Genomic DNA, 21,237 nt, shown 5'->3' with positions numbered 1-21,237 from the left:
TATCTGTAAAACGCAAATACGAATAATCCCATGGGCGGCGCTGGGTCGCGTCGTTCGCTGGCAAAGGTTGAAGATGATGCGGAGCAAGGTGACGGGTGCGCAGCGCTGGGTCGTGAAGATCGGCAGCGCACTGCTGACGGCGGATGGCAAGGGCCTGGATCGCCAGGCAATGGCGGTGTGGGTCGAGCAGATGGTGGCCTTGCATGAGGCTGGCGTCGAGCTGGTATTGGTCTCTTCCGGGGCTGTGGCAGCCGGTATGAGCCGCCTGGGCTGGACGTCGCGACCCAGCGCGATGCATGAGCTGCAGGCTGCCGCCGCCATCGGCCAGATGGGCTTGGTGCAGGCTTGGGAGTCGAGCTTCGCCGAGCACGGTCGCCACACGGCGCAGATTCTGCTGACCCACGATGACCTGTCCGACCGCAAGCGCTACCTCAATGCCCGCAGTACTTTGCGCGCGTTGGTGGAGCTGAAAGTCATCCCGGTGATCAACGAGAACGACACGGTGGTCACCGACGAGATCCGTTTCGGCGATAACGACACCCTGGCCGCGCTGGTGGCGAACCTGGTGGAGGCGGATCTGCTGGTGATTCTCACGGATCGCGACGGCATGTTCGATGCCGATCCACGCAACAATCCCGACGCCAAGCTGATCTACGAAGCCCGCGCCGACGATCCGGCGCTGGACGCAGTGGCCGGTGGTACCGGCGGTGCGCTGGGTCGTGGCGGCATGCAGACCAAGCTGCGTGCTGCGCGTCTGGCGGCGCGCTCGGGGGCTCACACCATCATTGTCGGTGGTCGCCTGGAGCGGGTGCTGGACCGTCTTAAAGCTGGCGAACGCATCGGCACCTTGCTCTCCCCGGAGCGCGGCATGTTGGCGGCGCGCAAGCAGTGGCTGGCTGGGCATCTGCAGACCCGTGGCACCTTGGTGCTGGACGCTGGCGCGGTGGCGGCCTTGTCCCAAGGCAACAAAAGCCTGCTGCCAGTGGGTGTGAAGCTGGTCCAGGGCAGCTTCCGTCGGGGCGAAATGGTGGTGTGCGTGGCCCCGGACGGTCGTGAGATCGCCCGTGGCCTGGCCAACTACAGCGCGCTGGAAGCGCAGAAAATCATCGGTCAGTCGTCTGATGCGATTGTCGGTCTGTTGGGTTACATGGCGGAGCCTGAGCTGGTTCACCGTGACAACCTGATCCTCGTCTAAGGAAAAATCATGGGTTTGGCAAAAGGATTGATCGGCTTGCTGCTGGCGGTGCCGCTGCTGGCTTCGGCTGAAGAAATTGGCCAAGTGTCGACGGTGTTCAAGTTTGTCGGGCCCAATGACCGGATTGTGGTCGAGGCGTTCGACGATCCCAAGGTGGATGGCGTGACCTGTTACCTGTCCCGGGCCAAGACCGGCGGCGTCAAAGGCGGCCTGGGCCTGGCCGAGGATCGTGCCGAAGCGTCCATCGCCTGTCGCCAGGTCGGGCCTATCAGCTTCAAGGGTGAGCTCAAGGATGGCGAAGAGGTGTTCCGCGAGCGCACTTCGCTGGTGTTCAAGACCATGCAGGTGGTGCGATTCCTCGACAAGAAGCGCAATACGCTGGTGTACCTGGTCTACAGCGATCGCGTGATCGAGGGCAGTCCGCAGAACGCGGTGACGGCTATTCCGATCTTGCCTTGGCGTTAAGTATCGGATGACGAGCGAGCCGATCGGCTCGCTTTTTTAATTTCCATGGATGTGTTGTGCTTTTGGCGCGAAGGGATTCGTATGCGTGCGTTTTTGCTGCTGTTTGTATTGGGTTGTTCGGTGTCGGCTGGGGTCTTGGCCGAGCCGTTTTATAGCGAAAAACCCCTGGTCCATCCGCTGATAAAAAGCTCCCAGGAGAGTGGGGCGACGCTGGCGTTTATCCGCGAGGCGGAAGGTGTCGTGGGCTATTCGTGCCTGTGCGATTCGCCGGATGGCGTCCCGCACGTGCTCGACCGGTATGGCGATGCCAGTGTCGAGTCGGTGTTCTACGCCAGCCTCGACAGTGATCTCCAGACGTTGGTCGTGCTGTCACGGGCAAAGGGGCGGTACGCCCTTCATGGTTATCGCTTCGTACCGTCCACCGGTATGTATCGCCGGCTTGAGACGCTTCAGCCGGTATTGGATCGTATCGCCGCTGATCGCAAGGTCCTCACTGCCGCGCTGGTCCAGAAAGAGCTGGGCAAGTTGCCGCCCTACGATTACAGCGCTGTGTTGCCCAAGACCGGTATTGCCGAGTTCGACACGCTGGAGCCTGCGAGTGGCACGCTGGTGGGGTACTTCGGCGTTGATGGTGTCCCGGCGTCAGTGGGGCAGCCGCCAGAGGATCCTCATCGCGACACCTACAAAAAGACTTTCCAGCAGCGCGAAGGGCGCTGGCTCACGCTGACTTATGAGCGCGTGCCGCCTCAGGACGAGGATGTGGGCGCTGCCTATCGTGTCAGTAGGATGGCCTGGGAAGCCGATCCGGCGGTGTACCAGGGCTCCGAGGATGGGGCTTGGGCGGCCTTGGGCAATGGGCGGCTCTGGGCGCTGGGTGTCTATGTCCAAGGCAGGAGGTCGGGCAAGTGGGCGGAATTTGATGAGTCGGGCTACGCGTCCACCGGCGCCTATGTGAATGGGCTGCGCCAGGGGCCGTGGGTCGTCAGTGACGAGGGCACGGTTTCCAAGGGCATGATCGTCGATGACTTCTATGAGGGGCGCTGGACGATCGAGGTGCGCGACGATGAGGGGCAGATGTCCGGCTTCGATACTTACAAGCATGGTGATTTCGACGGGCCTTCCGAGCGCGTGCGTCATGGGGAGGTTGTCCAGCGCGGCGATTTCGTGGCGGGGCAGCAGCACGGGGACTGGATAATGCCCTGGGGTGAGGGGCGTTATGTGCAGGGCGTCCGGGAAGGCCGTTGGACCTTGAGAGTGGACGGCGGTGGTGTCCGGACTGTGGATTTTGTTGCCGACAAGATGCAAGGCGAATTGCGCGAAGTGGATGCCGCAGGTGTGTTGCGGCTCGTCGAGCATTACCGCGCGGGTGTCCTGGATGGCTTGAAAGAAATCTACGCGGCCAATGGCAAGCTCACCTATTCGGCCAACTATGCCAACGGTCAGATCGAGGGGCGGGCGCTGACCTACACCGATGACGGTGCTGTGCTGCTTTCGGATATCTCGTGGCGCCATGGTTCGCGAGAGGGTGCCTTTCGTCTCTATCACCCCAATGGCCAGCCCGATACGGTGGCAACGTACGAGGGGGATGAGCCGATTGGCAACGTGCAGTCATTTGATGCGACTGGGGTGCTGATCGCGGACAGGAACTATTGCCACGTGCCTGATGGGAAATACACCCGTATCAAGCTTTGCGGCAAGCAGCGTGGGGCTTTCAACAACGGGCATTTCGACTCGGAGAGTGATTACCTGTTCGGCAATGAGCAAAGTGCCCGTCACACCCGGGATGGGCGCAAGGTCCGGGAGGTGCTGTTGGGGCCTGATGATCGCGTGACTCGTAACGAGTACTACCCCAATGGCCAGTTGAAGTTCTCCGAGGCCAAGCAGGGCTTTCGCCTGATAACGGTCGAGGGGCGCGAATACAAGGACTACTCGTACGCCAAGCGCGAAGGGGAGGCGGTCTACTATTATCCGACAGGTGTGGTTGAGCGCCGCATGACCTTCAAGGGCGACAAGATAGTGGGTTGCTACACCGGCTACGACGAGGCGGGCGTGCAGAATTTCCCGCCGCCGGGAGGCTGTCCTCCGCCGAAGCCGGTGGTTTTCAATTTTGGGGAGTAAGGCTTCTGCTGGGGATTGCGGGTTCATTAAACTGGAAATCGCCGCAGATCCAAGTGTGGGAGCGAGCTTGCTCGCGATGATGGCGGCACAGTCACCATCGCCGTCATCTGGCCCACCGCCATCGCGAGCAAGCTCGCTCCCACAGGGGGTTTGTGTTGGGCACTAAATTTATGCCTGCTGAAGATTCAGTGTGGGAGGGGGCTGGTTAGGGTTAAATCGCAGGCAATAAAAAACCGACCCTGAGGTCGGTTTTTTAACGAGCGCGTCGCTTAGGCAGCAGCGGCAACGTTCAGGGCCTTTACGTGGCCATTCAAACGGCTCTTATGGCGAGCAGCCTTGTTCTTGTGGATGATGCCTTTATCGGCCATGCGGTCGATAACTGGCACAGCCAGAACGTAAGCAGCTTGAGCTTTTTCAGCGTCTTTTGCGTCGATGGCCTTAACTACGTTCTTGATGTAGGTACGGACCATGGAACGCAGGCTGGCGTTGTGGCTGCGACGCTTCTCAGCCTGTTTTGCACGTTTTTTGGCGGAAGGTGTGTTGGCCACCGTCGAGCTCCTCGAAAGACTTTTTGGGAAATAGCAAACAAAATAGGCCGCGAATCATGCCGATGAGTTGAAGTCTTGTCAAGGGCGGGTGACACGTTCCGCTGAATGGCAGGTGCTGCGCACCGAAGGATTTCTTTCCGGCGTGCGACCTGTAAACTCGCGGGCTTTGGCTCTGCACTGTTTAGCGGCGCGGAGTATCGCACAAGTGGGCGCGTTGTTCGCCTGCTGTTTATCGACAGGCAAAAACTCTTTTCATGAATCTGCTCAAATCGTTGGCCGCCGTCAGCTCTATCACGATGCTTTCCCGCGTCCTGGGGTTCGTTCGCGATACGTTGATCGCACGGATATTCGGCGCCGGGATGGCCACCGACGCCTTCTTCATCGCCTTCAAGTTGCCCAACCTGTTGCGGCGGATCTTCGCCGAAGGGGCGTTCTCCCAGGCCTTCGTGCCGATCCTGGCGGAATATAAAAGCCAGAAGGGCGACGAAGCGACCCGCACGTTCATTGCCTACGTCACCGGCCTGCTGACGTTGGTGCTGGCGCTGGTCACGGCGGCCGGCATGCTCGCCGCGCCATGGGTGATCTGGGCCACGGCCCCGGGTTTCACCGATACGCCAGAAAAATTCCAGCTCACCTCGGACCTGCTGCGGGTGACCTTTCCTTATATATTGCTGATTTCCCTGTCGTCCCTGGCCGGGGCGATCCTCAATACGTGGAACCGCTTTTCCGTACCGGCCTTTGTGCCGACCCTGCTCAACGTCAGCATGATCGTGTTCGCGGTGTTCCTGACGCCGTATTTCGATCCCCCGGTGATGGCCCTGGGCTGGGCGGTGCTGGTGGGGGGGCTGGCGCAATTGCTTTATCAACTGCCGCACCTGAAAAAGATCGGCATGTTGGTCCTGCCGCGGTTGAACCTGCGCGACAGCGGCGTGTGGCGGGTGATGAAGCAGATGTTGCCGGCGATCCTCGGGGTGTCGGTGAGCCAGATTTCCCTGATCATCAACACTATCTTTGCCTCGTTCCTGGTGGCCGGCTCGGTGTCGTGGATGTATTACGCCGACCGCCTGATGGAATTGCCGTCCGGCGTGCTGGGTGTGGCCCTGGGCACGATCCTGCTACCAACCCTGGCCAAGACCTACGCCAGCCAGGACCGCCAGGAGTACTCGCGCATCCTCGACTGGGGCCTGCGCCTGTGTTTCGTGCTGGTCTTGCCCTGTTCCCTGGCACTGGGAATCCTGGCCGAGCCGTTGACCGTCTCGTTGTTCCAATACGGTCAATTCAATGCCTTCGATGCATTGATGACCCAGCGGGCACTGATCGCCTACTCGGTGGGCCTGCTCGGGATCATCGTGATCAAGGTGCTGGCGCCGGGGTTCTATGCCCAGCAGAACATTCGCACGCCGGTGAAGATCGCCATTTTCACCCTGGTGATGACGCAGTTGTTCAACCTGTTGCTCATCGGCCCGTTGGCCCACGCCGGCCTGGCCTTGGCGATCAGCGCCGGCGCGTGCCTCAACGCCGGGTTGCTGTTTTACCAGTTGCGCAAGCAGAAGATGTATCAGCCGCTGCCGGGCTGGGGCAAGTTCGGTCTCAAGCTGCTGGTGGCGGTAGCGGTGATGTCGGCGGTTTTGCTGGGGGCGATGCATTTCATGCCGGCTTGGGGTGAAGGGCAGATGCTCGAGCGTTTCCTGCGCCTGGGGGCGCTGGTGGCTGCCGGCGTGGTGGCGTATTTCGGCATGTTGCTGCTGATGGGGTTCCGGCTGCGTGACTTCAACCGCAAGGCCTTGAGCTGAGCGCAAGCCCTCGATAATCCTGGGGTGGGCAGTGGTTTTGTCGGTTCGATCACTTTGGGGTGCGGTGTTGCCTGTCGTCGGCCGCCGGGTGTGGTTATAATCGGCCACTTTATGAGCAAGAAGCGCGTTATGCAGCTGGTTCGAGGCCTCCACAACCTGCGCCCCCAACATCGGGGCTGTGTCGCCACTATTGGCAACTTTGACGGTGTTCACCGTGGCCACCAGGCTATCCTGGCGCGGCTGCGCGAGCGCGCGCTGGAATTGGGCGTGCCGAGCTGCGTAGTGATTTTCGAGCCGCAGCCGCGGGAATGTTTCGACCCGGCCACCGCCCCGGCCCGTCTGGCCCGATTGCGCGACAAGCTGCAATTGCTGGCCGCCGAAGGCATCGACCGGGTCCTGTGCCTAGCCTTCAACCGGCGCCTGAGCAAGCTCAGCGCCGCCGCCTTTGTCGAGACCATCCTGGTGGATGGTCTGGGCGTGAAGCATCTGGAAGTGGGCGACGATTTTCGCTTCGGTTGCGACCGGGTAGGCGATTTCAACTACCTGCAACAGGCCGGTATCGCCCAGGGTTTCACCGTCGAAGCGGCGCAGACTGTCGAGATCGATGGCTTGCGCGTCAGCAGCACCCACGTCCGCAATGCCCTGGCGGCTGCTGACTTCGAATTGGCCGAGCGCTTGCTCGGCCGGCCGTACCGGATTGCCGGGCGGATCCTGCACGGGCAGAAGCTGGCACGCCAATTGGGCACGCCAACGGCCAACGTGCAGCTCAAGCGTCGTCGTGTGCCGCTGACCGGGGTGTTCCTGGTGAGTGTCGAGATCGACGGCAAGACCTGGCCCGGCGTTGCCAACATCGGCGTGCGGCCCACGGTCCAAGGCGATGGCAAGGCCCACCTTGAAGTACATGTTCTGGATTTTGCCGGCGATCTGTATGACCGGCGTTTGACGGTGGTTTTCCACCATAAGCTGCGTGAAGAGCAGCGTTTTGCCTCTCTGGAGGCGCTCAAGACGGCGATCCATGCAGATATCGCCGCCGCCCGTGCCCTTGTCGCAACCAGCGCCAATCGCTAATGAAGAGCCTTAAATGACCGACTATAAAGCCACGCTAAACCTTCCGGACACCGCCTTCCCAATGAAGGCCGGCCTGCCTCAGCGCGAACCACAGATTCTGCAGCGTTGGGACAGCATTGGCCTGTACGGAAAGTTGCGCGAAATTGGCAAGGATCGTCCGAAGTTCGTCCTGCACGACGGCCCTCCGTACGCCAACGGCACTATCCACATCGGTCACGCGCTGAACAAGATTCTCAAGGACATGATCATCCGCTCCAAGACCCTGTCGGGTTTTGATGCGCCGTATGTCCCGGGCTGGGACTGCCACGGCCTGCCGATCGAGCACAAGGTTGAAGTGACCCACGGCAAGAACCTGGGCGCGGACAAGACCCGCGAACTATGCCGTGCCTACGCCACCGAGCAGATCGAAGGGCAGAAGTCCGAATTCATCCGCCTCGGCGTGCTGGGCGACTTCGCCAACCCGTACAAGACCATGGACTTCAAGAACGAAGCCGGCGAAATCCGTGCCCTGGCGAAAATCGTCGAGGGTGGCTTCGTGTTCAAGGGCCTCAAGCCGGTGAACTGGTGCTTCGATTGCGGTTCGGCCCTGGCCGAGGCGGAAGTCGAGTATGAGAACAAGAAGTCCTCGACCATCGACGTTGCGTTCCCGATCGCCGATGAAGACAAGCTCGCCGCTGCTTTCGGCTTGGGCAAGCTGGCCAAGCCGGCGTCGATCGTGATCTGGACCACCACCCCGTGGACCATCCCGGCCAACCAGGCGCTGAACGTCCACCCGGAATTCAACTACGCCCTGGTCGATGTCGGCGACAAGCTGTTGGTGCTGGCCGAAGAGTTGGTCGAATCCTGCCTGGCCCGCTACAACCTCGAAGGTTCGGTGATCGCCACCGCGCCAGGTTCGGCGCTGGAACTGATCAACTTCCGTCATCCGTTCTATGACCGCCTGTCGCCGGTGTACCTGGCCGACTACGTGGAACTGGGCGCGGGCACTGGCGTGGTTCACTCCGCGCCGGCCTATGGCGTCGACGACTTCGTGACCTGCAAGAAATACGGCATGGTCAACGACGACATCCTCAACCCGGTGCAGAGCAATGGCGTGTACGCGCCGTCGCTGGAGTTCTTTGGCGGCCAGTTCATCTGGAAAGCCAACCCGGCCATCGTCGACAAACTGACCGAAGTGGGTGCGCTGCTGCACACCACCGTCATCGAACACAGCTACATGCACTGCTGGCGGCACAAAACCCCGCTGATCTACCGCGCTACCGCGCAGTGGTTCATCGGCATGGACAAGCAGCCAACCAGCGGCGACACCCTGCGCCAGCGTTCGCTCAAGGCTATCGAAGAAACCCAGTTCGTGCCGGCCTGGGGCCAGGCGCGCCTGCACTCGATGATCGCCAACCGTCCTGACTGGTGCATCTCCCGTCAACGCAACTGGGGCGTGCCGATCCCGTTCTTCCTGAACAAGGAAAGCGGCGAGTTGCACCCGCGCACCGTCGAACTGATGGAAGACGTTGCCAAGCGCGTCGAAGCCGAAGGCATCGAAGCCTGGTTCAAGATGGATGCCGCCGAGCTGCTGGGTGACGAAGCGCCGCTGTACGACAAGATCAGCGACACCCTGGACGTCTGGTTCGACTCCGGCACCACCCATTGGCACGTGCTGCGCGGTTCGCACCCGATGGGCCACGAGAGCGGCCCGCGTGCCGACCTGTACCTGGAAGGCTCGGACCAGCACCGCGGCTGGTTCCACTCGTCGCTGCTGACCGGTTGCGCCATCGACAATCACGCGCCGTATCGCGAGTTGCTGACCCACGGCTTCACGGTCGACGAGTCCGGTCGCAAGATGTCCAAGTCCCTGGGCAACGTGATCGCGCCGCAGAAGGTCAACGACACCTTGGGCGCCGACATCATGCGCCTGTGGGTGGCGTCCACCGACTATTCCGGCGAGATGGCCGTTTCCGAGCAGATCCTGCAGCGCAGCGCGGACGCCTACCGGCGGATCCGTAACACCGCGCGCTTCCTGCTTTCCAACCTGACCGGCTTCAACCCGGCCACCGACCTGCTGCCAGCCGAAGAAATGCTCGCGCTGGACCGTTGGGCCGTGGATCGCACCCTGCTGCTGCAACGCGAATTGCAGGAGCACTACGGCGAATACCGCTTCTGGAACGTCTACTCCAAGATCCACAACTTCTGCGTGCAGGAGCTCGGTGGTTTCTACCTCGACATCATCAAGGACCGCCAGTACACCACCGGCGCCAACAGCAAGGCCCGTCGTTCGTGCCAGACCGCGCTGTTCCACATCAGCGAGGCGCTGGTGCGCTGGATCGCACCGATCCTGGCGTTCACCGCCGACGAGCTGTGGCAGTACCTGCCGGGCGAGCGCAACGAATCGGTGATGCTCAACACCTGGTACGAAGGCCTGACCGAACTGCCGGAAGGTTTCGAGCTGGACCGTGCGTATTGGGATCGCGTGATGGCGGTCAAGGCGGCGGTCAACAAGGAGATGGAGATCCAGCGCGCGGCCAAGGCCGTCGGTGGCAACCTGCAGGCCGAAGTCACCCTCTACGCCGAAGACGCCCTGAGTGCCGATCTGGCCAAGCTGAGCAACGAGCTGCGCTTCGTGCTGATCACCTCCACCGCCAGCGTTGCACCTTTCGTGCAGGCGCCGGCCGATGCGGTGACCACTGAAGTCAGCGGCCTGAAGCTGAAGATCGTCAAGTCGAACCACACCAAGTGCGCCCGCTGCTGGCACTGCCGTGAAGACGTCGGCGTGAACCCGGAGCATCCGGAAATCTGCGGTCGTTGCGTGGACAACATCAGTGGTACTGGCGAGGTTCGTCATTATGCCTAACGCGGCGGGCCGCTTCGGGCGGCTGGGCTGGCTCTGGTTGAGTGTGCTGGTCCTGGTCATCGACCAGGCCAGCAAGTACTACTTCGAGAACTCGCTGACGATGTACCAGCAGATCGTGATCATTCCCGACTACTTCAGCTGGACCCTGGCCTACAACACCGGAGCGGCGTTCAGCTTCCTGGCCGACAGTTCGGGCTGGCAGCGCTGGCTGTTCGCCCTGATCGCCATCGTGGTCAGCGCCGTGCTGGTGGTCTGGCTCAAGCGCCTGGGGCGCAATGAGACCTGGCTGGCCGTGGCGCTGGCCCTGGTGCTCGGTGGTGCCTTGGGCAACCTCTATGACCGCATCGCCCTGGGCCACGTCATCGATTTCATCCTGGTGCATTGGCAGAACCGCTGGTATTTCCCGGCGTTCAACTTTGCCGACAGCGCCATCAGCGTGGGCGCGGTGATGCTCGCCCTGGACATGTTCAAGAGCAAGAAAACCGGAGAGGCCGTCCATGACTGAGCAGCGTATCGCTCAAAACACTGAAGTGAAGCTTCACTTCGCCCTGCACCTGGAAAACGGTGACACCGTCGACAGCACCTTCGACAAGGCCCCGGCGGTGTTCAAGGTCGGTGATGGCAACCTGCTGCCAGGCTTCGAAGCGGCGATCTTCGGCTTCAAGGCCGGCGACAAGCGCACCGTGGTCGTACCACCGGAAAACGCCTTTGGTCAGCCCAACCCGCAAAACGTGCAGACCATGCCACGCTCCCAGTTCCAGGACATGGAGCTGTCCCAGGGCCTGCTGGTGATCTTCAACGACGCGGCCAATACCGAGCTGCCGGGTGTGGTGAAGGCTTTCGACGACGCCCAGGTGACCGTGGACTTCAACCATCCGCTGGCGGGCAAGACCTTGAACTTCGAGGTGGAAATCATCGAAGTGAAGGCGGTTTAACATTTGACAGGCAGCTTCTGCTGCCACTCGATTCACTGTGGGAGCGAGCTTGCTCGCGATTGCGGAGACACTTTCAGTCCAGGGGTGACTGCCCCACCGCCATCGCGAGCAAGCTCGCTCCCACACTGGATTGCACTGATTCAATTTCTTGCGCGCAAGACACGAGGCACAGCATGCAAATCAAACTCGCCAACCCCCGTGGCTTCTGCGCCGGTGTGGACCGGGCGATCGAAATCGTCAACCGCGCCCTGGAAGTTTTCGGGCCACCGATCTACGTGCGCCACGAAGTGGTCCACAACAAATTCGTCGTCGAAGACCTGCGTAGCCGCGGGGCCATTTTCGTCGAGGAACTGGACCAGGTGCCGGACGACGTCATCGTGATCTTCAGCGCCCACGGGGTTTCCCAGGCCGTACGCACCGAAGCCGCCGGCCGTGGCCTGAAGGTTTTCGACGCGACGTGCCCATTGGTGACCAAGGTGCACATCGAAGTGGCGCGCTACAGCCGTGACGGTCGTGAATGCATCCTGATCGGCCATGAAGGCCATCCGGAAGTCGAAGGCACCATGGGCCAATACGATGCCAGCAACGGCGGCGCGATCTACCTGGTCGAAGACGAGGAGGACGTGGCGGCCTTGCAGGTTCGCAACCCTGAGAGCCTGGCTTTTGTTACCCAGACGACCTTGTCCATGGACGACACCAGCCGTGTGATCGACGCCCTGCGCTCGCGCTTTCCGTCCATCGGCGGCCCGCGCAAGGATGACATCTGCTACGCCACCCAGAACCGTCAGGACGCGGTCAAGCAACTGGCCAACGAATGCGATGTGGTTTTGGTCGTCGGCAGTCCGAACAGCTCCAACTCCAACCGCTTGCGTGAGCTGGCCGAGCGTATGGCCACGCCGGCCTACCTGATCGACGGTGCCGAGGACATGCAGCGCAGCTGGTTCGATGGCGTCGAGCGCATCGGCATCACCGCCGGCGCTTCCGCGCCGGAAGTCCTGGTGCGTGGCGTGATCCAGCAGTTGCAGGCCTGGGGCGCAACGGGTGCCGATGAGCTGTCCGGTCGCGAGGAGAACATCACGTTCTCGATGCCGAAAGAGTTGCGCGTGCGCTCCTTGCTTTAAGTCCTTTCTCGCACAGGGCCTGCTCGGCTTTGACACTTTCCAGGCGGACGCGGCCGGAGGGCGCCAGTATCACTTGATGATGGCTGACCGGCCCGCGTTTGGCGCAGACGTGCAGCCTGCCGGCCTTAAAGGCGCCGCTGGGGTGCAGGGCTTCCCCCTGGTTGCCGAACATCACCCTGCGCCTCATCGGCTGGTTGCCGATCACACGAGCGCTTGCGGTGCGTTCCATCAGCAAGGTTTTCTCCTTGTTGTCCAGCATGATCCGCCAGCCCTTGCCCCAGTCATTGTCTATTCCTTGTATCAATACCCTGCGGTTGCGCGTGATGGCTTCGCCGCGGGCAATGCGCAACCCGCTGATCAGCAACTGCGCGGTGTCCTCGCGTTCGATGGATTCGATCAGCTCTTTGTAGCTTGCGCCTGCCCACGGCAGAACAATTGCGGCAATTGCCAGTCCCATGAGCAGTTCGATCAGGCTGAAGCCCTGTTGATACATGACGTCTCCTCCCTGGAGTACGAAAACGACGAGCGCCGTGAACCGAAACAACCGCACACACGGCGGTGGTTTGTTCTAGCGTGTAGAGGCAGGTATAGCCGACGGCAACGGAGGGCATCAATGGATCTTCGTACAAAAGGTTTCACGCTGATCGAGGTGCTGGTGGCCCTTGGCGTGCTGCTGATCCTGATTACCATGGCGGTGCCCTCATTCACCGGCGCGCTGCAGAGCACCAAGGCCGACACCGAGATCGACGACTTGCGCCGGGCGCTGAACTTTACCCGGATGGAGGCGATCGACCGTGGCATCACCACGCGAATTCGTCCCACGGCCCAGGGCAGTGTCTGGAGCGGCGAACTGACGGTGTATGACAGTACTGGCTCGTCGCCCAATATATTGCGGGTTGTTCCAGCGATGGGCAGTGGCGTGACTCTGACGCTACCCTCAGACGTGACTAGCATCGATTTCAACAACCTCGGCGGGTTATCGGCACCGGCCACGCCAGTGAGCTTCAATTACGTAAGAGGAGCGCAGAGCAGGACGCTGAGTGTTTGCCTCAATGGACGAATCGTATTGGGTGGAAGTTGCGGATGAAGGGTTGCAGTAAAAGGGCGCAGGCCGGCATGACGTTGATCGAGGTGCTGGTGGCGGTGCTGATTCTCGGCGTCGGTTTGCTGGGGGCGGCGATGATCCAGCTCAATGCGCTCAAGTACACCGACAGTTCGCGCATGACCAGCCAGGCCAGCTTCATTGCCTATGACCTGCTGGACCGCATTCGCGCCAACTCCGGCGCCGACTACACCATCACACCGCCCAGCTCGCCGAACCTCAACGTGGCCCGCGACCAGGACCTCTACGATTTCAAGACCAATATCATTGCCTTCGGCGGCGCCACGGCCACTGGCACCATTGCGCTGAACCAGCGCGTCTACACCATCACCATTTCCTGGGACGACGCCCGGGCTGCCAATACCACCAATGAGGCCGAGGCGTGGCGCAGCTTTGTGCTGACCAGCCGCGTTGCCGTCGACCCGGTGGGGACGCCGCCATGAACCGGCACAGTCGTGGTTTTGGCTTGATCGAGTTGATGATCGCGCTGGTGCTCAGCCTGATCGTCATCCTGGGTGTCGTGCAGATTTTCATTGCCGCCAAAAATACCTACGTCAGCCAGAATGCCGCCGCGGTGATGCAGGAGGACGCGCGATTTGCCTTGAGCAAAATGGTCCAGGAAATTCGCATGGTGGGCATGTTCGGCTGCCTGGCGACTGTCATCGATGCCTCAACGGATAACAGTTTTGCGGCCAGCCAGACCACTCCAATCCGTTGGGATAACGCCAACCGGAGATTGACCCTGGTAACAGCGGACATTGGGAGTGGCGGTGGCGTGCCGACCTGGACCGTCGTCTCCGATTGCCGTACCTCGGCGACGGCCTACTCGAACGCCCGGGCGCCAGCGACGGGGCAGTTGGCCTTCCCGATCCGTCGACTGGTCTACAGCTTCAACAACAACCAATTGCTGCTGGGCAGCGGCACCGGCAATCCGCCGACCCTGTCGGTGCTGGTGGACAACGTACGGGCGTTCGACGTGACGTTTGGCGTGGCCGGCAGCGCCACGGACATCGCAGCGTCGAGCTACACCGGCAACCCGGCAGACCCGGCCCTGATCCGCAGCGTGCGCCTGAGCCTGACGCTATTTGATCCGCGGAACACGGTGCGCGAGCAGACTTTCAATGTGGTTGCCGCCTTGCGCAACCGGCTTCTATGAGGGGGCGATTGATGAGTTCGATGGATCTCAAGCATCGCCAGCGTGGCATGGCACTGCTGGTCAGCCTGGTTTTCCTGTTGCTGCTGACGCTGATCGGCCTGTCGTCGATGCAGAGCGCCACCCTCCAGGAAAAAATGACCAGCAGCGTCATGCAGCGCAACCAATCGTTCCAGTTGGCCGAGGCTGCGTTGAGGGTGGGTGAGAGTGCGGTGCAGGTCGAGACCTATTCCTTGCCAGTCTGTACCACCACGATCCAATGTGCGCCGCCGGCCGAGGCGGTAACACTACCGGGAGCGGGGCGTGACCCAAGGTCGGGGGTGCTCTGGGTTGCCGCTGCCGGCGGGTTTTATGGCGTGCAGAACATCGGTATTACGCAGGATGCCGCCAATCTTGACCTAAGCGGTCAGTCCGTAACGCTGTACCGGATCACGGCAGTGGCTGTGGTGGGGAATAACCAGCGCAGCGTGGTGGAGAGCATCTATGCGAAATACTGAGGTGCGCCGTGGCTGGATTGTGATGTTATGGGGGGGCTTGCTCAGCCTTTACCTGATGGCCCCGGCCTATGCCTTCACGCCTTCGGACTCGCCGCTGCTAAGTGCCGGTGCCGTTACGCCTAACGTGATGCTGCTGATCGATGATTCGGGGAGCATGAACAACATCATCTGGGCGGCGGGGTTTGATCCGGCGGCGGCGCAAACGCGTACTTATGTATGCGGCGCCAATAACAACTGCAACGACAGGGATACTGAGTTGGATCAGGCTGACTCGAATATCCTGTTATTGGGACTGTTCCGTGGCGGCTGCTCGTCGGGCTGGTACGGTTTCTATCGACCCAGCCTTGGCCGGATCTGTCTGCGGCTGCCGGACCCTGTCGGGAGCGGCAATACCCGTTATACCGGTAAGTACCTGGCGTATCTGGTAACCCTGGCCAACGGTTCGAATCGGGATTTCACCACCGGCACGATCCCCAATGACTACCGAATCAACGTGGCACGGGATGTCTCCAACGACCTGGTCGCCAACAACCGTGCACTACGCATCGGTCTCGCCACCTTCAACCCACCCAGCTTCAGCAACAACGGCCCTGGGGGCTACATTGCCCGCGCCGTCAGCGACCTGTCGCCCGTCAGCGGCAGCGTGACTCAGACCCAGGCCAACAGCAACTACAGCGCCCTGATCAATGCGATCAACAGTTTGGGGGCCGTGGCGAATACGCCGCTGGCCGAGAGCTATTACGAGGTTACTCGTTACTTCAGGGGCATGGCGCCTTACTACAACGGCACACCGAGCACTTACACCAGCCCGATCCAGTACCGTTGCCAGAAAAATTTCGGCGTGGTGATCACTGACGGTCTGCCCACCTTTGATCGGACGTTCCCTACCAACGACCCGCTGGGCTCGGCCCGGCTGCCGAACTGGGACGGCCTGAGCACCAATGATGGCGCTGATCGCAACGGTGACGCGGAGGGCGACACGCTTTACCTGGACGACATCGCCAAGTTCGCCTTCGACATCGACATGCGCTCCACCGGTACCGACGCCACCGGCCAAAGCTGGAACGCTGCGGATTTTCCCCGCCAGTACCTCAACACCTACACGGTGGGGTTTGCCGTCACCAATACGATGCTGTCCGATGCTGCCCGCTACGGCGCAGGCAAGTATTATCCGGCGAGCGACAGCGCAGGCCTGAACGATGCCCTGTCATCTGCCTTGAGCGACATCACCTCCAAGGCCGGCTCCGGGGGCGGTGGCACCACCAACGCCGCCACGGTGTCCAGCACCTCCAGTTACTACCAGACCACCTATGACCCCAAGGACTGGCGCGGCACCATCCGTGCGTTCGGCTTCACCGCGACAGGTACGGTCAACAGGGCTGCGGTGCAGTGGACCACCGACACCGCCATCGTGCCCGGCGCCACAGCACCGATTTACCAATCCTGGAACACGGCGACCAACGTGCCGGTGACCCTGGCCTACGGCAATTTTTCGCCGGCCCAGCAAACCAGCCTCAGCCAGAACCTGCCCACGGGGATCACCGGTAACGACCTGGTGGAGTGGAGCAAGGGCGTCAATAAGACCGGCTTGAAGGTGCGCAGTGTATTGTTGGGGGACATCATCAATTCGCCGCTGGTGCTGGCGTCGCCCAATGAGCAGACCGCTGCGGATTTGCTCAATGACACGAGCTACAGCACGTACCTGGCGACCAAGGCGGCGAACATGAATACCAGCCTGGTGGTGAACGCCAACGACGGTTTCTTCAGCGTCATCAACGGTGCAAACGGTACGCGGCGTTATGCCTATATGCCGTCGAGCGTGCTGCCCTCGTTGCAGGACATTGCCGACACCAACTACGTCAACGGTGTGAGCCACAAGTTTTTGGTGGATGGACAGGTCGGCGTATTCGATACGCAATCGGGGAGTGCCTGGAAGACAGTGGCCCTGGGCGGCACGGGTGCCGGGGGCAAGACGTTCTATGCGGTTCAGCTGTTCGATGCGACGGCGGGCAATGTGTTGCGAGCGTTGTGGGAAATCAGCGCGCCGACTGTTGCCAACACCGCCAACGCCTTCAATGACCTGGGCTACGCCTACGCCCGTCCCGAAGTCGCGCGCCTGGCGGATGGGCGCTGGGCGGCATTCATCTCCAACGGCTACGGCAGCAACAGTGGTGTCGCGGCGTTGTACGTGGTGGATATCCGCGACGGCTCGTTGATCAGGAAAATCGTTGTTAACAGCAACGAGACCGATAATGGCCTGTCGTCGGTCAAGTTGCGGGTCAACTCCCAGAATGTGGTGCAGGCGGCATACGGTGGCGACTTGAAAGGGCGGATGTGGAAGTTTGACCTCAGCGGTACTTCTCCAACCGCCTGGGGCGTGGCGTTTTCCGGTCAGCCATTGTTTACCGCGCCCGGTGGTGCGACTCAGCCGATCACCGTTCAACCGCTGCTGGCGAACAACCCCCAGGGCGGCACCCAAGTCTTTTTCGGCACCGGCAAATTCAACGAGGCAGCGGATAAACTCAACAAGGATCTGCAGGGGTTCTACTCAATCTGGGATGCTACTGGCGGTGCCGGGCAAATCACCGTGTCGAGCCTGCAGGCCCAGTCGATCACGGGGGTGTTTTCAGGCAGCACAGGGCAGTTTGTGACCACCAGCCAGACCGACGTGGCTTATCCGTCGCAAAAGGGCTGGTATCTGCCGTTGGTATACAACAACGTATTGACCGGGGAGCGGGTGATCAACCCGGCCAATCTGGTGAGCGGGCGCGTGGTCTTTACCACGGCCGCCGTGGATACTACCGACCCGTGCGCCAGTTTCGGTACCGGCAAACTGATCGAGCTGGATGCGTTCAACGGTAAGATGCTCAATTATGCGGTGCTCGATACCAACGGTGACGGCACGATCAACAGCTCCGATACGATTTCCAGCGGGGTGGTCTTCACGGGGGGGATCCCGACCTTGAGCGCTGTGGTCAGCGCCAGCGGGGCCACCAACATGATCGTCAACGACTCCAGCGGCAACATCACCGAGCTGCTGGAAAAATCCGTGGGCGGCAGCCGCCGTATCATGTGGCGTCAAATACAATGAAGAGGCAAGGTATGCGCAGATCCAACCGGGGTTTCACCTTGATCGAAATCATGATCGTGATTGCGATCATCGGTATCGTGATCACCATCGGCTATCCGAGCCTGACCGAATACATGAAGAAGGGCCGGCGCACCGAAATCGCCGGGCTGTTATCGGAGCAGGCGCAGATTCTCGAGCGCTACTACTCGAAGAACAACGTCTACACCAATGCGACCGGCCTGAGCAGCGGCAACGATTTCTACACCATCACCCAGACACTAACGGACCAGAGCTTCACCCTGACGGCTGTGCGCAAGAGTGGCTCGTCCATGGCGACGGACAAATGCGGTGATTTCACCATCAACAATACCGGCTTACGCAGTATGCTCAACGCCACTGCGGGGCTGACCACCAAGGATTGTTGGGGTCGCTGAATTTCTCTTATCCGGGCGCGTTTTTTGCGCCCTTTGTTTTAGTGAGTCGAATCAGAACATGACCAGGCAACAGCAAGTGGTGATTGTCGGTGGCGGAGTCATCGGCCTGCTGACGGCGTTCAATCTGGCGTCCGAAGGGCAGCGTGTGGTGCTGCTGGACCGTTCCAGTGTCGGTCAGGAATCGTCCTGGGCCGGCGGCGGTATCGTGTCGCCGTTGTACCCCTGGCGCTACAGCCCGGCGGTCACGGCGCTGGCCCATTGGTCGCAGGATTTTTATCCACAGCTGGGCGAGCGCTTGTTCGCCACTACGGGGATCGATCCGCAAGTGCATGTCACCGGTCTGTATTGGCTGGACCTGGACGATCAGGACGAAGCGCTGGCCTGGGCCGAGCGGGAAGGGCGCCCGATGCGGGCTGTGGATATCTCGGCTGTCCACGACGCCGTGCCGGTGCTGGGCGCGGGTTTTTCCCGGGCGATCTACATGGCCGACGTGGCCAACGTGCGCAATCCCCGATTGGTGAAGTCCCTCAAGGCTGCGTTGCTGGCGATGCCGAACGTCACGATTCATGAGCAGTGCGAAGTCGGCGGGTTCATTCGCGACGGTGGGCGTGTGGTTGGCGTGCACAGTTCTGCCGGAGAAATTCGTGGCGATGAGGTGGTGCTGGCCGCCGGTGCCTGGAGTGGTGAGTTGCTCAAGACCTTGGGCTTGAAGTTGCCGGTTGAGCCGGTCAAGGGCCAGATGATTCTGTACAAGTGCGCGTCGGATTTTCTGTCGAGCATGGTCCTGGCCAAGGGGCGTTATGCGATTCCGCGTCGTGATGGGCATATTCTGGTTGGCAGTACTCTGGAGCGTGAAGGCTTCGACAAGACCCCGACCGATACGGCGCTGGAGAGCTTGAAGGCTTCGGCACAACAGCTGATTCCGGCACTGGCGGATGCCGAGGTGGTTGGGCATTGGGCGGGGTTGCGGCCTGGGTCGCCTGAAGGTATTCCCTATATCGGCGAGGTGCCGGGGGTTGCTGGGCTTTGGCTGAACTGTGGGCATTATCGCAATGGGCTGGTGTTGGCTCCGGCTTCGTGTCAGTTGTTTACGGATTTGATGTTAGGGCGTGAGCCGGTGATCGATCCTGCGCCGTATGCGCCGGCGGGGCGGTTGTAAGGTTCGGTTTTTCCTGTGGGAGCGAGTTTGCTTGCGATGGCGGTGTGTTGATCGAGTACATATCCATTGCTGCGGTAACGGCTGCTTAGGGTTCCGCTCTTACAGCGGGTCACTTTTGGAAGAGCGCCAAAAGTAACCAAAAACGCTTTGCCCCACCACTCGGTGCCTCGCCTAGGCTCGGCATGCCCTCACTCCGGCATTGCTCCGTGGGCCGCCGCGAAGGGCCATCCATGGCCCAGCGCGGCTATCCCGGCATCCATGCCGGGATGCCCACGGATCAATGCCTGCGTTCGGCCATCGTGGTTAACGGGGCGCCCGAGATCAGCGTCCGCCCCGAGGCGGCCTAGTAGCCGACCTGGTTCTCCTGGTCGTACACCCGTCAAATCTGTTTGAGCAGGACCTGTGGGAGCAAAGCTTGCTCGCGAGGCGGCCTGACAGCCGGCCTGGTTCTCCCGGTCGTACTCCGATCCCATTGTGGGAGCGAGCCTGCTCGCGAAGACGGCGGTACATCCAAGGCTGATGCAAGCTGATCCACTGCCATCGCGAGCAAGCTCGCTCCCACAGGAATTTGCAGTGGCCGAAAATCTGTAGATCGTCCCCGATCCAGTGTGGGAGCGAGCTCGCTCGCGAAGACGGCGGCACAGGCGATGAATATGTTGAATGCTCCGGCCCCTTCGCGAGCAAGCCCGCTCCCACAGGAGAAACGCGATCACCCTAAATCAGGTCGGCTGTTAGGCCGCCTCGCGGTGGACGTTGATCTCGGGCGCCCCGTTAACCACGATGGCCGAACGCAGGCATTGATCCGTGGGCATCCCGGCATGGATGCCGGGATAGCCGCGCTGGGCCATGGATGGCCCTTCGCGGCGGCCCACGGAGCAATGCCGGAGTGAGGGCACACCGAGCCTAGGCGAGGTGCCAAGTGGTGGGGCAAAAGCGCTTTGGTTACTTTCGCGCTTTTCGAAAGTGACCCGCCGTCAGGGCGGAACCCTAAGTAGCCGTTACCGCAGAAACGGATATACACACCGCCCTCACAGCCGACCAAGCTTTGTGGGAATGGTCGGACAAGATTCTGATTCGAGCCGAATTTTCCGACGAGTTCTGGCGGTTGCCGGGTGGGAAGAACTCTGGCTAACCTTTTCCCGTCGCTGCCAATTCAGCGTCCGGGCGTCGCGGCCCGTTAACTTGGTGCATAATTCCAGCCGACGACGGTGCTTCGGTATTTGTCGTTGTGTCATGGTTGGCTGTGCGTGGGATACCTTCGGGTATGCCGAAGCTCCAAGTTCGGTCCGCGAACCTGCGTACAGCTGCCACCTCCAATCGCGTCGCGGCGATCGGTGACAGCTCCAAAAACTTGGAGATGCACAATGATTAAAGATAGACCCAACCCCCCAGAAACAGGTTCCTCGTCAACCCACGTCGATCCTGATCACCAAAAGCTCGATGAAGCCGCCAAACGCGCCCTCGACTATTACCTCGGCCCAAAGCCCGAAACCAAAAAGAAACCCGCCTCAAACCAGTTATTCACTGTCGTGGCCGGCATCGACACCGAATGCCTCCTCACCAACCTCAGCGAAACCCTGGCCTCCGCCAACGCAACAATCAGCGATCTGGCTTTCGAGCTTGACGGTTCGAGATGGCATATTGCCTTGGGGGTACTGCAGTTGATTGAGCTGAGTGAATTACTGGCCAATCGTGTTCTGGACGAGCAGGCGCCTGCGGACGGAAGATAGTCGC

General features: G+C 61.0%; 21 protein-coding genes. 18 read left to right on the top strand and 3 right to left on the bottom strand.

Going from position 1 to position 21,237, the window contains the following annotated elements; all coding sequences use genetic code 11:
- Window positions 1–76: 76 nt before the first annotated feature.
- The 3 genes from proB to HU749_RS25625 all read left to right on the top strand — a co-directional run bounded on the left by proB (window position 77) and on the right by HU749_RS25625 (window position 3,778).
- Window positions 77–1,195 (top strand): glutamate 5-kinase, encoded by a 1,119-nt coding sequence (proB, locus tag HU749_RS25635; RefSeq protein WP_003205734.1) that lies wholly within the window; start codon window positions 77–79, stop codon window positions 1,193–1,195.
- Between the two features lie 9 nt (window positions 1,196–1,204).
- Complete coding sequence (locus HU749_RS25630) at window positions 1,205–1,660, top strand: CreA family protein (protein WP_003205733.1); 456 nt, start codon at window positions 1,205–1,207, stop codon at window positions 1,658–1,660.
- Between the two features lie 81 nt (window positions 1,661–1,741).
- Window positions 1,742–3,778 (top strand): toxin-antitoxin system YwqK family antitoxin, encoded by a 2,037-nt coding sequence (locus HU749_RS25625; protein WP_186652372.1) that lies wholly within the window; start codon window positions 1,742–1,744, stop codon window positions 3,776–3,778.
- A gap of 269 nt (window positions 3,779–4,047) precedes the next feature.
- Here HU749_RS25625 and rpsT read toward each other — a convergent pair whose 3' ends face one another.
- Entirely contained in the window at window positions 4,048–4,326 is a 279-nt protein-coding gene (gene rpsT / locus HU749_RS25620; protein WP_003185593.1) for a 30S ribosomal protein S20, read from the bottom strand.
- A gap of 254 nt (window positions 4,327–4,580) precedes the next feature.
- On the opposite strand from rpsT, the gene murJ reads away from it, so the two are divergent.
- The 6 genes from murJ to ispH all read left to right on the top strand — a co-directional run bounded on the left by murJ (window position 4,581) and on the right by ispH (window position 12,088).
- The gene (gene murJ / locus HU749_RS25615; protein ID WP_079302685.1) at window positions 4,581–6,119 is read left to right on the top strand and encodes a murein biosynthesis integral membrane protein MurJ; all 1,539 of its coding nucleotides are present in this window, start codon (window positions 4,581–4,583) and stop codon (window positions 6,117–6,119) included.
- 129 nt (window positions 6,120–6,248) lie between these two features.
- Complete coding sequence (gene ribF, locus HU749_RS25610) at window positions 6,249–7,187, top strand: bifunctional riboflavin kinase/FAD synthetase (protein ID WP_186652375.1); 939 nt, start codon at window positions 6,249–6,251, stop codon at window positions 7,185–7,187.
- Between the two features lie 13 nt (window positions 7,188–7,200).
- Complete coding sequence (ileS, locus tag HU749_RS25605) at window positions 7,201–10,032, top strand: isoleucine--tRNA ligase (protein ID WP_079302684.1); 2,832 nt, start codon at window positions 7,201–7,203, stop codon at window positions 10,030–10,032.
- Window positions 10,025–10,537: a signal peptidase II gene (gene lspA, locus HU749_RS25600; protein WP_014340279.1), complete on the top strand. Its 513-nt coding sequence runs from the start codon at window positions 10,025–10,027 to the stop codon at window positions 10,535–10,537. The genes ileS and lspA overlap by 8 nt, the downstream gene beginning before the upstream one ends.
- Entirely contained in the window at window positions 10,530–10,967 is a 438-nt protein-coding gene (fkpB, locus tag HU749_RS25595) for an FKBP-type peptidyl-prolyl cis-trans isomerase (RefSeq protein ID WP_014340278.1), read from the top strand. Before lspA ends, fkpB begins: the two co-directional genes overlap by 8 nt.
- Before the next feature lie 173 nt (window positions 10,968–11,140).
- On the top strand, window positions 11,141–12,088 hold the full coding sequence (gene ispH / locus HU749_RS25590; protein ID WP_014340277.1) for a 4-hydroxy-3-methylbut-2-enyl diphosphate reductase: 948 nt from the start codon (window positions 11,141–11,143) through the stop codon (window positions 12,086–12,088).
- Here ispH and HU749_RS25585 read toward each other — a convergent pair.
- The gene (locus tag HU749_RS25585; RefSeq protein ID WP_186652377.1) at window positions 12,042–12,581 is read right to left on the bottom strand and encodes a GspH/FimT family pseudopilin; all 540 of its coding nucleotides are present in this window, start codon (window positions 12,579–12,581) and stop codon (window positions 12,042–12,044) included. The genes ispH and HU749_RS25585 overlap by 47 nt on opposite strands.
- 120 nt (window positions 12,582–12,701) lie before the next feature.
- Between HU749_RS25585 and HU749_RS25580 the strand changes: the two genes are divergently transcribed.
- The 8 genes from HU749_RS25580 to HU749_RS25545 all read left to right on the top strand — a co-directional run bounded on the left by HU749_RS25580 (window position 12,702) and on the right by HU749_RS25545 (window position 19,850).
- The gene (locus HU749_RS25580; RefSeq protein WP_014340275.1) at window positions 12,702–13,175 is read left to right on the top strand and encodes a GspH/FimT family pseudopilin; all 474 of its coding nucleotides are present in this window, start codon (window positions 12,702–12,704) and stop codon (window positions 13,173–13,175) included.
- The gene (pilV, locus tag HU749_RS25575; RefSeq protein ID WP_014340274.1) at window positions 13,172–13,633 is read left to right on the top strand and encodes a type IV pilus modification protein PilV; all 462 of its coding nucleotides are present in this window, start codon (window positions 13,172–13,174) and stop codon (window positions 13,631–13,633) included. Before HU749_RS25580 ends, pilV begins: the two co-directional genes overlap by 4 nt.
- Complete coding sequence (locus HU749_RS25570; RefSeq protein ID WP_014340273.1) at window positions 13,630–14,346, top strand: PilW family protein; 717 nt, start codon at window positions 13,630–13,632, stop codon at window positions 14,344–14,346. The genes pilV and HU749_RS25570 overlap by 4 nt, the downstream gene beginning before the upstream one ends.
- 20 nt (window positions 14,347–14,366) lie before the next feature.
- Complete coding sequence (locus tag HU749_RS25565; RefSeq protein ID WP_014340272.1) at window positions 14,367–14,840, top strand: pilus assembly PilX family protein; 474 nt, start codon at window positions 14,367–14,369, stop codon at window positions 14,838–14,840.
- On the top strand, window positions 14,827–17,931 hold the full coding sequence (locus HU749_RS25560; protein ID WP_186652380.1) for a pilus assembly protein: 3,105 nt from the start codon (window positions 14,827–14,829) through the stop codon (window positions 17,929–17,931). Before HU749_RS25565 ends, HU749_RS25560 begins: the two co-directional genes overlap by 14 nt.
- A gap of 11 nt (window positions 17,932–17,942) precedes the next feature.
- Window positions 17,943–18,344, top strand: coding sequence for a type IV pilin protein (locus HU749_RS25555; protein WP_046065049.1), 402 nt, complete (start codon window positions 17,943–17,945; stop codon window positions 18,342–18,344).
- A 58-nt stretch (window positions 18,345–18,402) separates the two neighbouring features.
- Window positions 18,403–19,503: a glycine oxidase ThiO gene (gene thiO / locus HU749_RS25550; RefSeq protein WP_079302681.1), complete on the top strand. Its 1,101-nt coding sequence runs from the start codon at window positions 18,403–18,405 to the stop codon at window positions 19,501–19,503.
- Between the two features lie 182 nt (window positions 19,504–19,685).
- Window positions 19,686–19,850: a hypothetical protein gene (locus HU749_RS25545; protein ID WP_217870591.1), complete on the top strand. Its 165-nt coding sequence runs from the start codon at window positions 19,686–19,688 to the stop codon at window positions 19,848–19,850.
- Between the two features lie 384 nt (window positions 19,851–20,234).
- Here HU749_RS25545 and HU749_RS25540 read toward each other — a convergent pair whose 3' ends face one another.
- Entirely contained in the window at window positions 20,235–20,399 is a 165-nt protein-coding gene (locus tag HU749_RS25540) for a hypothetical protein (protein WP_217870589.1), read from the bottom strand.
- A 468-nt stretch (window positions 20,400–20,867) separates the two neighbouring features.
- Between HU749_RS25540 and HU749_RS25535 the strand changes: the two genes are divergently transcribed.
- A complete protein-coding gene (locus HU749_RS25535; protein ID WP_186652561.1) occupies window positions 20,868–21,233 on the top strand; it encodes a DUF6124 family protein in 366 nt (121 codons plus the stop codon).
- Window positions 21,234–21,237 lie beyond the last annotated feature (4 nt).

The organism is Pseudomonas ogarae (genome assembly GCF_014268695.2).
Classification (GTDB): Bacteria; Pseudomonadota; Gammaproteobacteria; order Pseudomonadales; family Pseudomonadaceae; genus Aquipseudomonas; species Aquipseudomonas kilonensis.
This window is presented reverse-complemented; position numbering and strand designations above follow the sequence as displayed.

Bases quoted from the DNA above. Each gene is read 5' to 3' on its own strand.
- proB (WP_003205734.1), top strand. From the start codon at position 77: ATGCGGAGCAAGGTGACGGGTGCGCAGCGCTGGGTCGTGAAGATCGGC.
- HU749_RS25630 (WP_003205733.1), top strand. From the start codon at position 1,205: ATGGGTTTGGCAAAAGGATTGATCGGCTTGCTGCTGGCGGTGCCGCTG.
- HU749_RS25625 (WP_186652372.1), top strand. From the start codon at position 1,742: ATGCGTGCGTTTTTGCTGCTGTTTGTATTGGGTTGTTCGGTGTCGGCT.
- murJ (WP_079302685.1), top strand. From the start codon at position 4,581: ATGAATCTGCTCAAATCGTTGGCCGCCGTCAGCTCTATCACGATGCTT.
- ribF (WP_186652375.1), top strand. From the start codon at position 6,249: ATGCAGCTGGTTCGAGGCCTCCACAACCTGCGCCCCCAACATCGGGGC.
- ileS (WP_079302684.1), top strand. From the start codon at position 7,201: ATGACCGACTATAAAGCCACGCTAAACCTTCCGGACACCGCCTTCCCA.
- lspA (WP_014340279.1), top strand. From the start codon at position 10,025: ATGCCTAACGCGGCGGGCCGCTTCGGGCGGCTGGGCTGGCTCTGGTTG.
- fkpB (WP_014340278.1), top strand. From the start codon at position 10,530: ATGACTGAGCAGCGTATCGCTCAAAACACTGAAGTGAAGCTTCACTTC.
- ispH (WP_014340277.1), top strand. From the start codon at position 11,141: ATGCAAATCAAACTCGCCAACCCCCGTGGCTTCTGCGCCGGTGTGGAC.
- HU749_RS25585 (WP_186652377.1), bottom strand. From the start codon at position 12,581: ATGTATCAACAGGGCTTCAGCCTGATCGAACTGCTCATGGGACTGGCA.
- HU749_RS25580 (WP_014340275.1), top strand. From the start codon at position 12,702: ATGGATCTTCGTACAAAAGGTTTCACGCTGATCGAGGTGCTGGTGGCC.
- pilV (WP_014340274.1), top strand. From the start codon at position 13,172: ATGAAGGGTTGCAGTAAAAGGGCGCAGGCCGGCATGACGTTGATCGAG.
- HU749_RS25570 (WP_014340273.1), top strand. From the start codon at position 13,630: ATGAACCGGCACAGTCGTGGTTTTGGCTTGATCGAGTTGATGATCGCG.
- HU749_RS25565 (WP_014340272.1), top strand. From the start codon at position 14,367: ATGGATCTCAAGCATCGCCAGCGTGGCATGGCACTGCTGGTCAGCCTG.
- HU749_RS25560 (WP_186652380.1), top strand. From the start codon at position 14,827: ATGCGAAATACTGAGGTGCGCCGTGGCTGGATTGTGATGTTATGGGGG.
- HU749_RS25555 (WP_046065049.1), top strand. From the start codon at position 17,943: ATGCGCAGATCCAACCGGGGTTTCACCTTGATCGAAATCATGATCGTG.
- thiO (WP_079302681.1), top strand. From the start codon at position 18,403: ATGACCAGGCAACAGCAAGTGGTGATTGTCGGTGGCGGAGTCATCGGC.
- HU749_RS25545 (WP_217870591.1), top strand. From the start codon at position 19,686: ATGCCCTCACTCCGGCATTGCTCCGTGGGCCGCCGCGAAGGGCCATCC.
- HU749_RS25535 (WP_186652561.1), top strand. From the start codon at position 20,868: ATGATTAAAGATAGACCCAACCCCCCAGAAACAGGTTCCTCGTCAACC.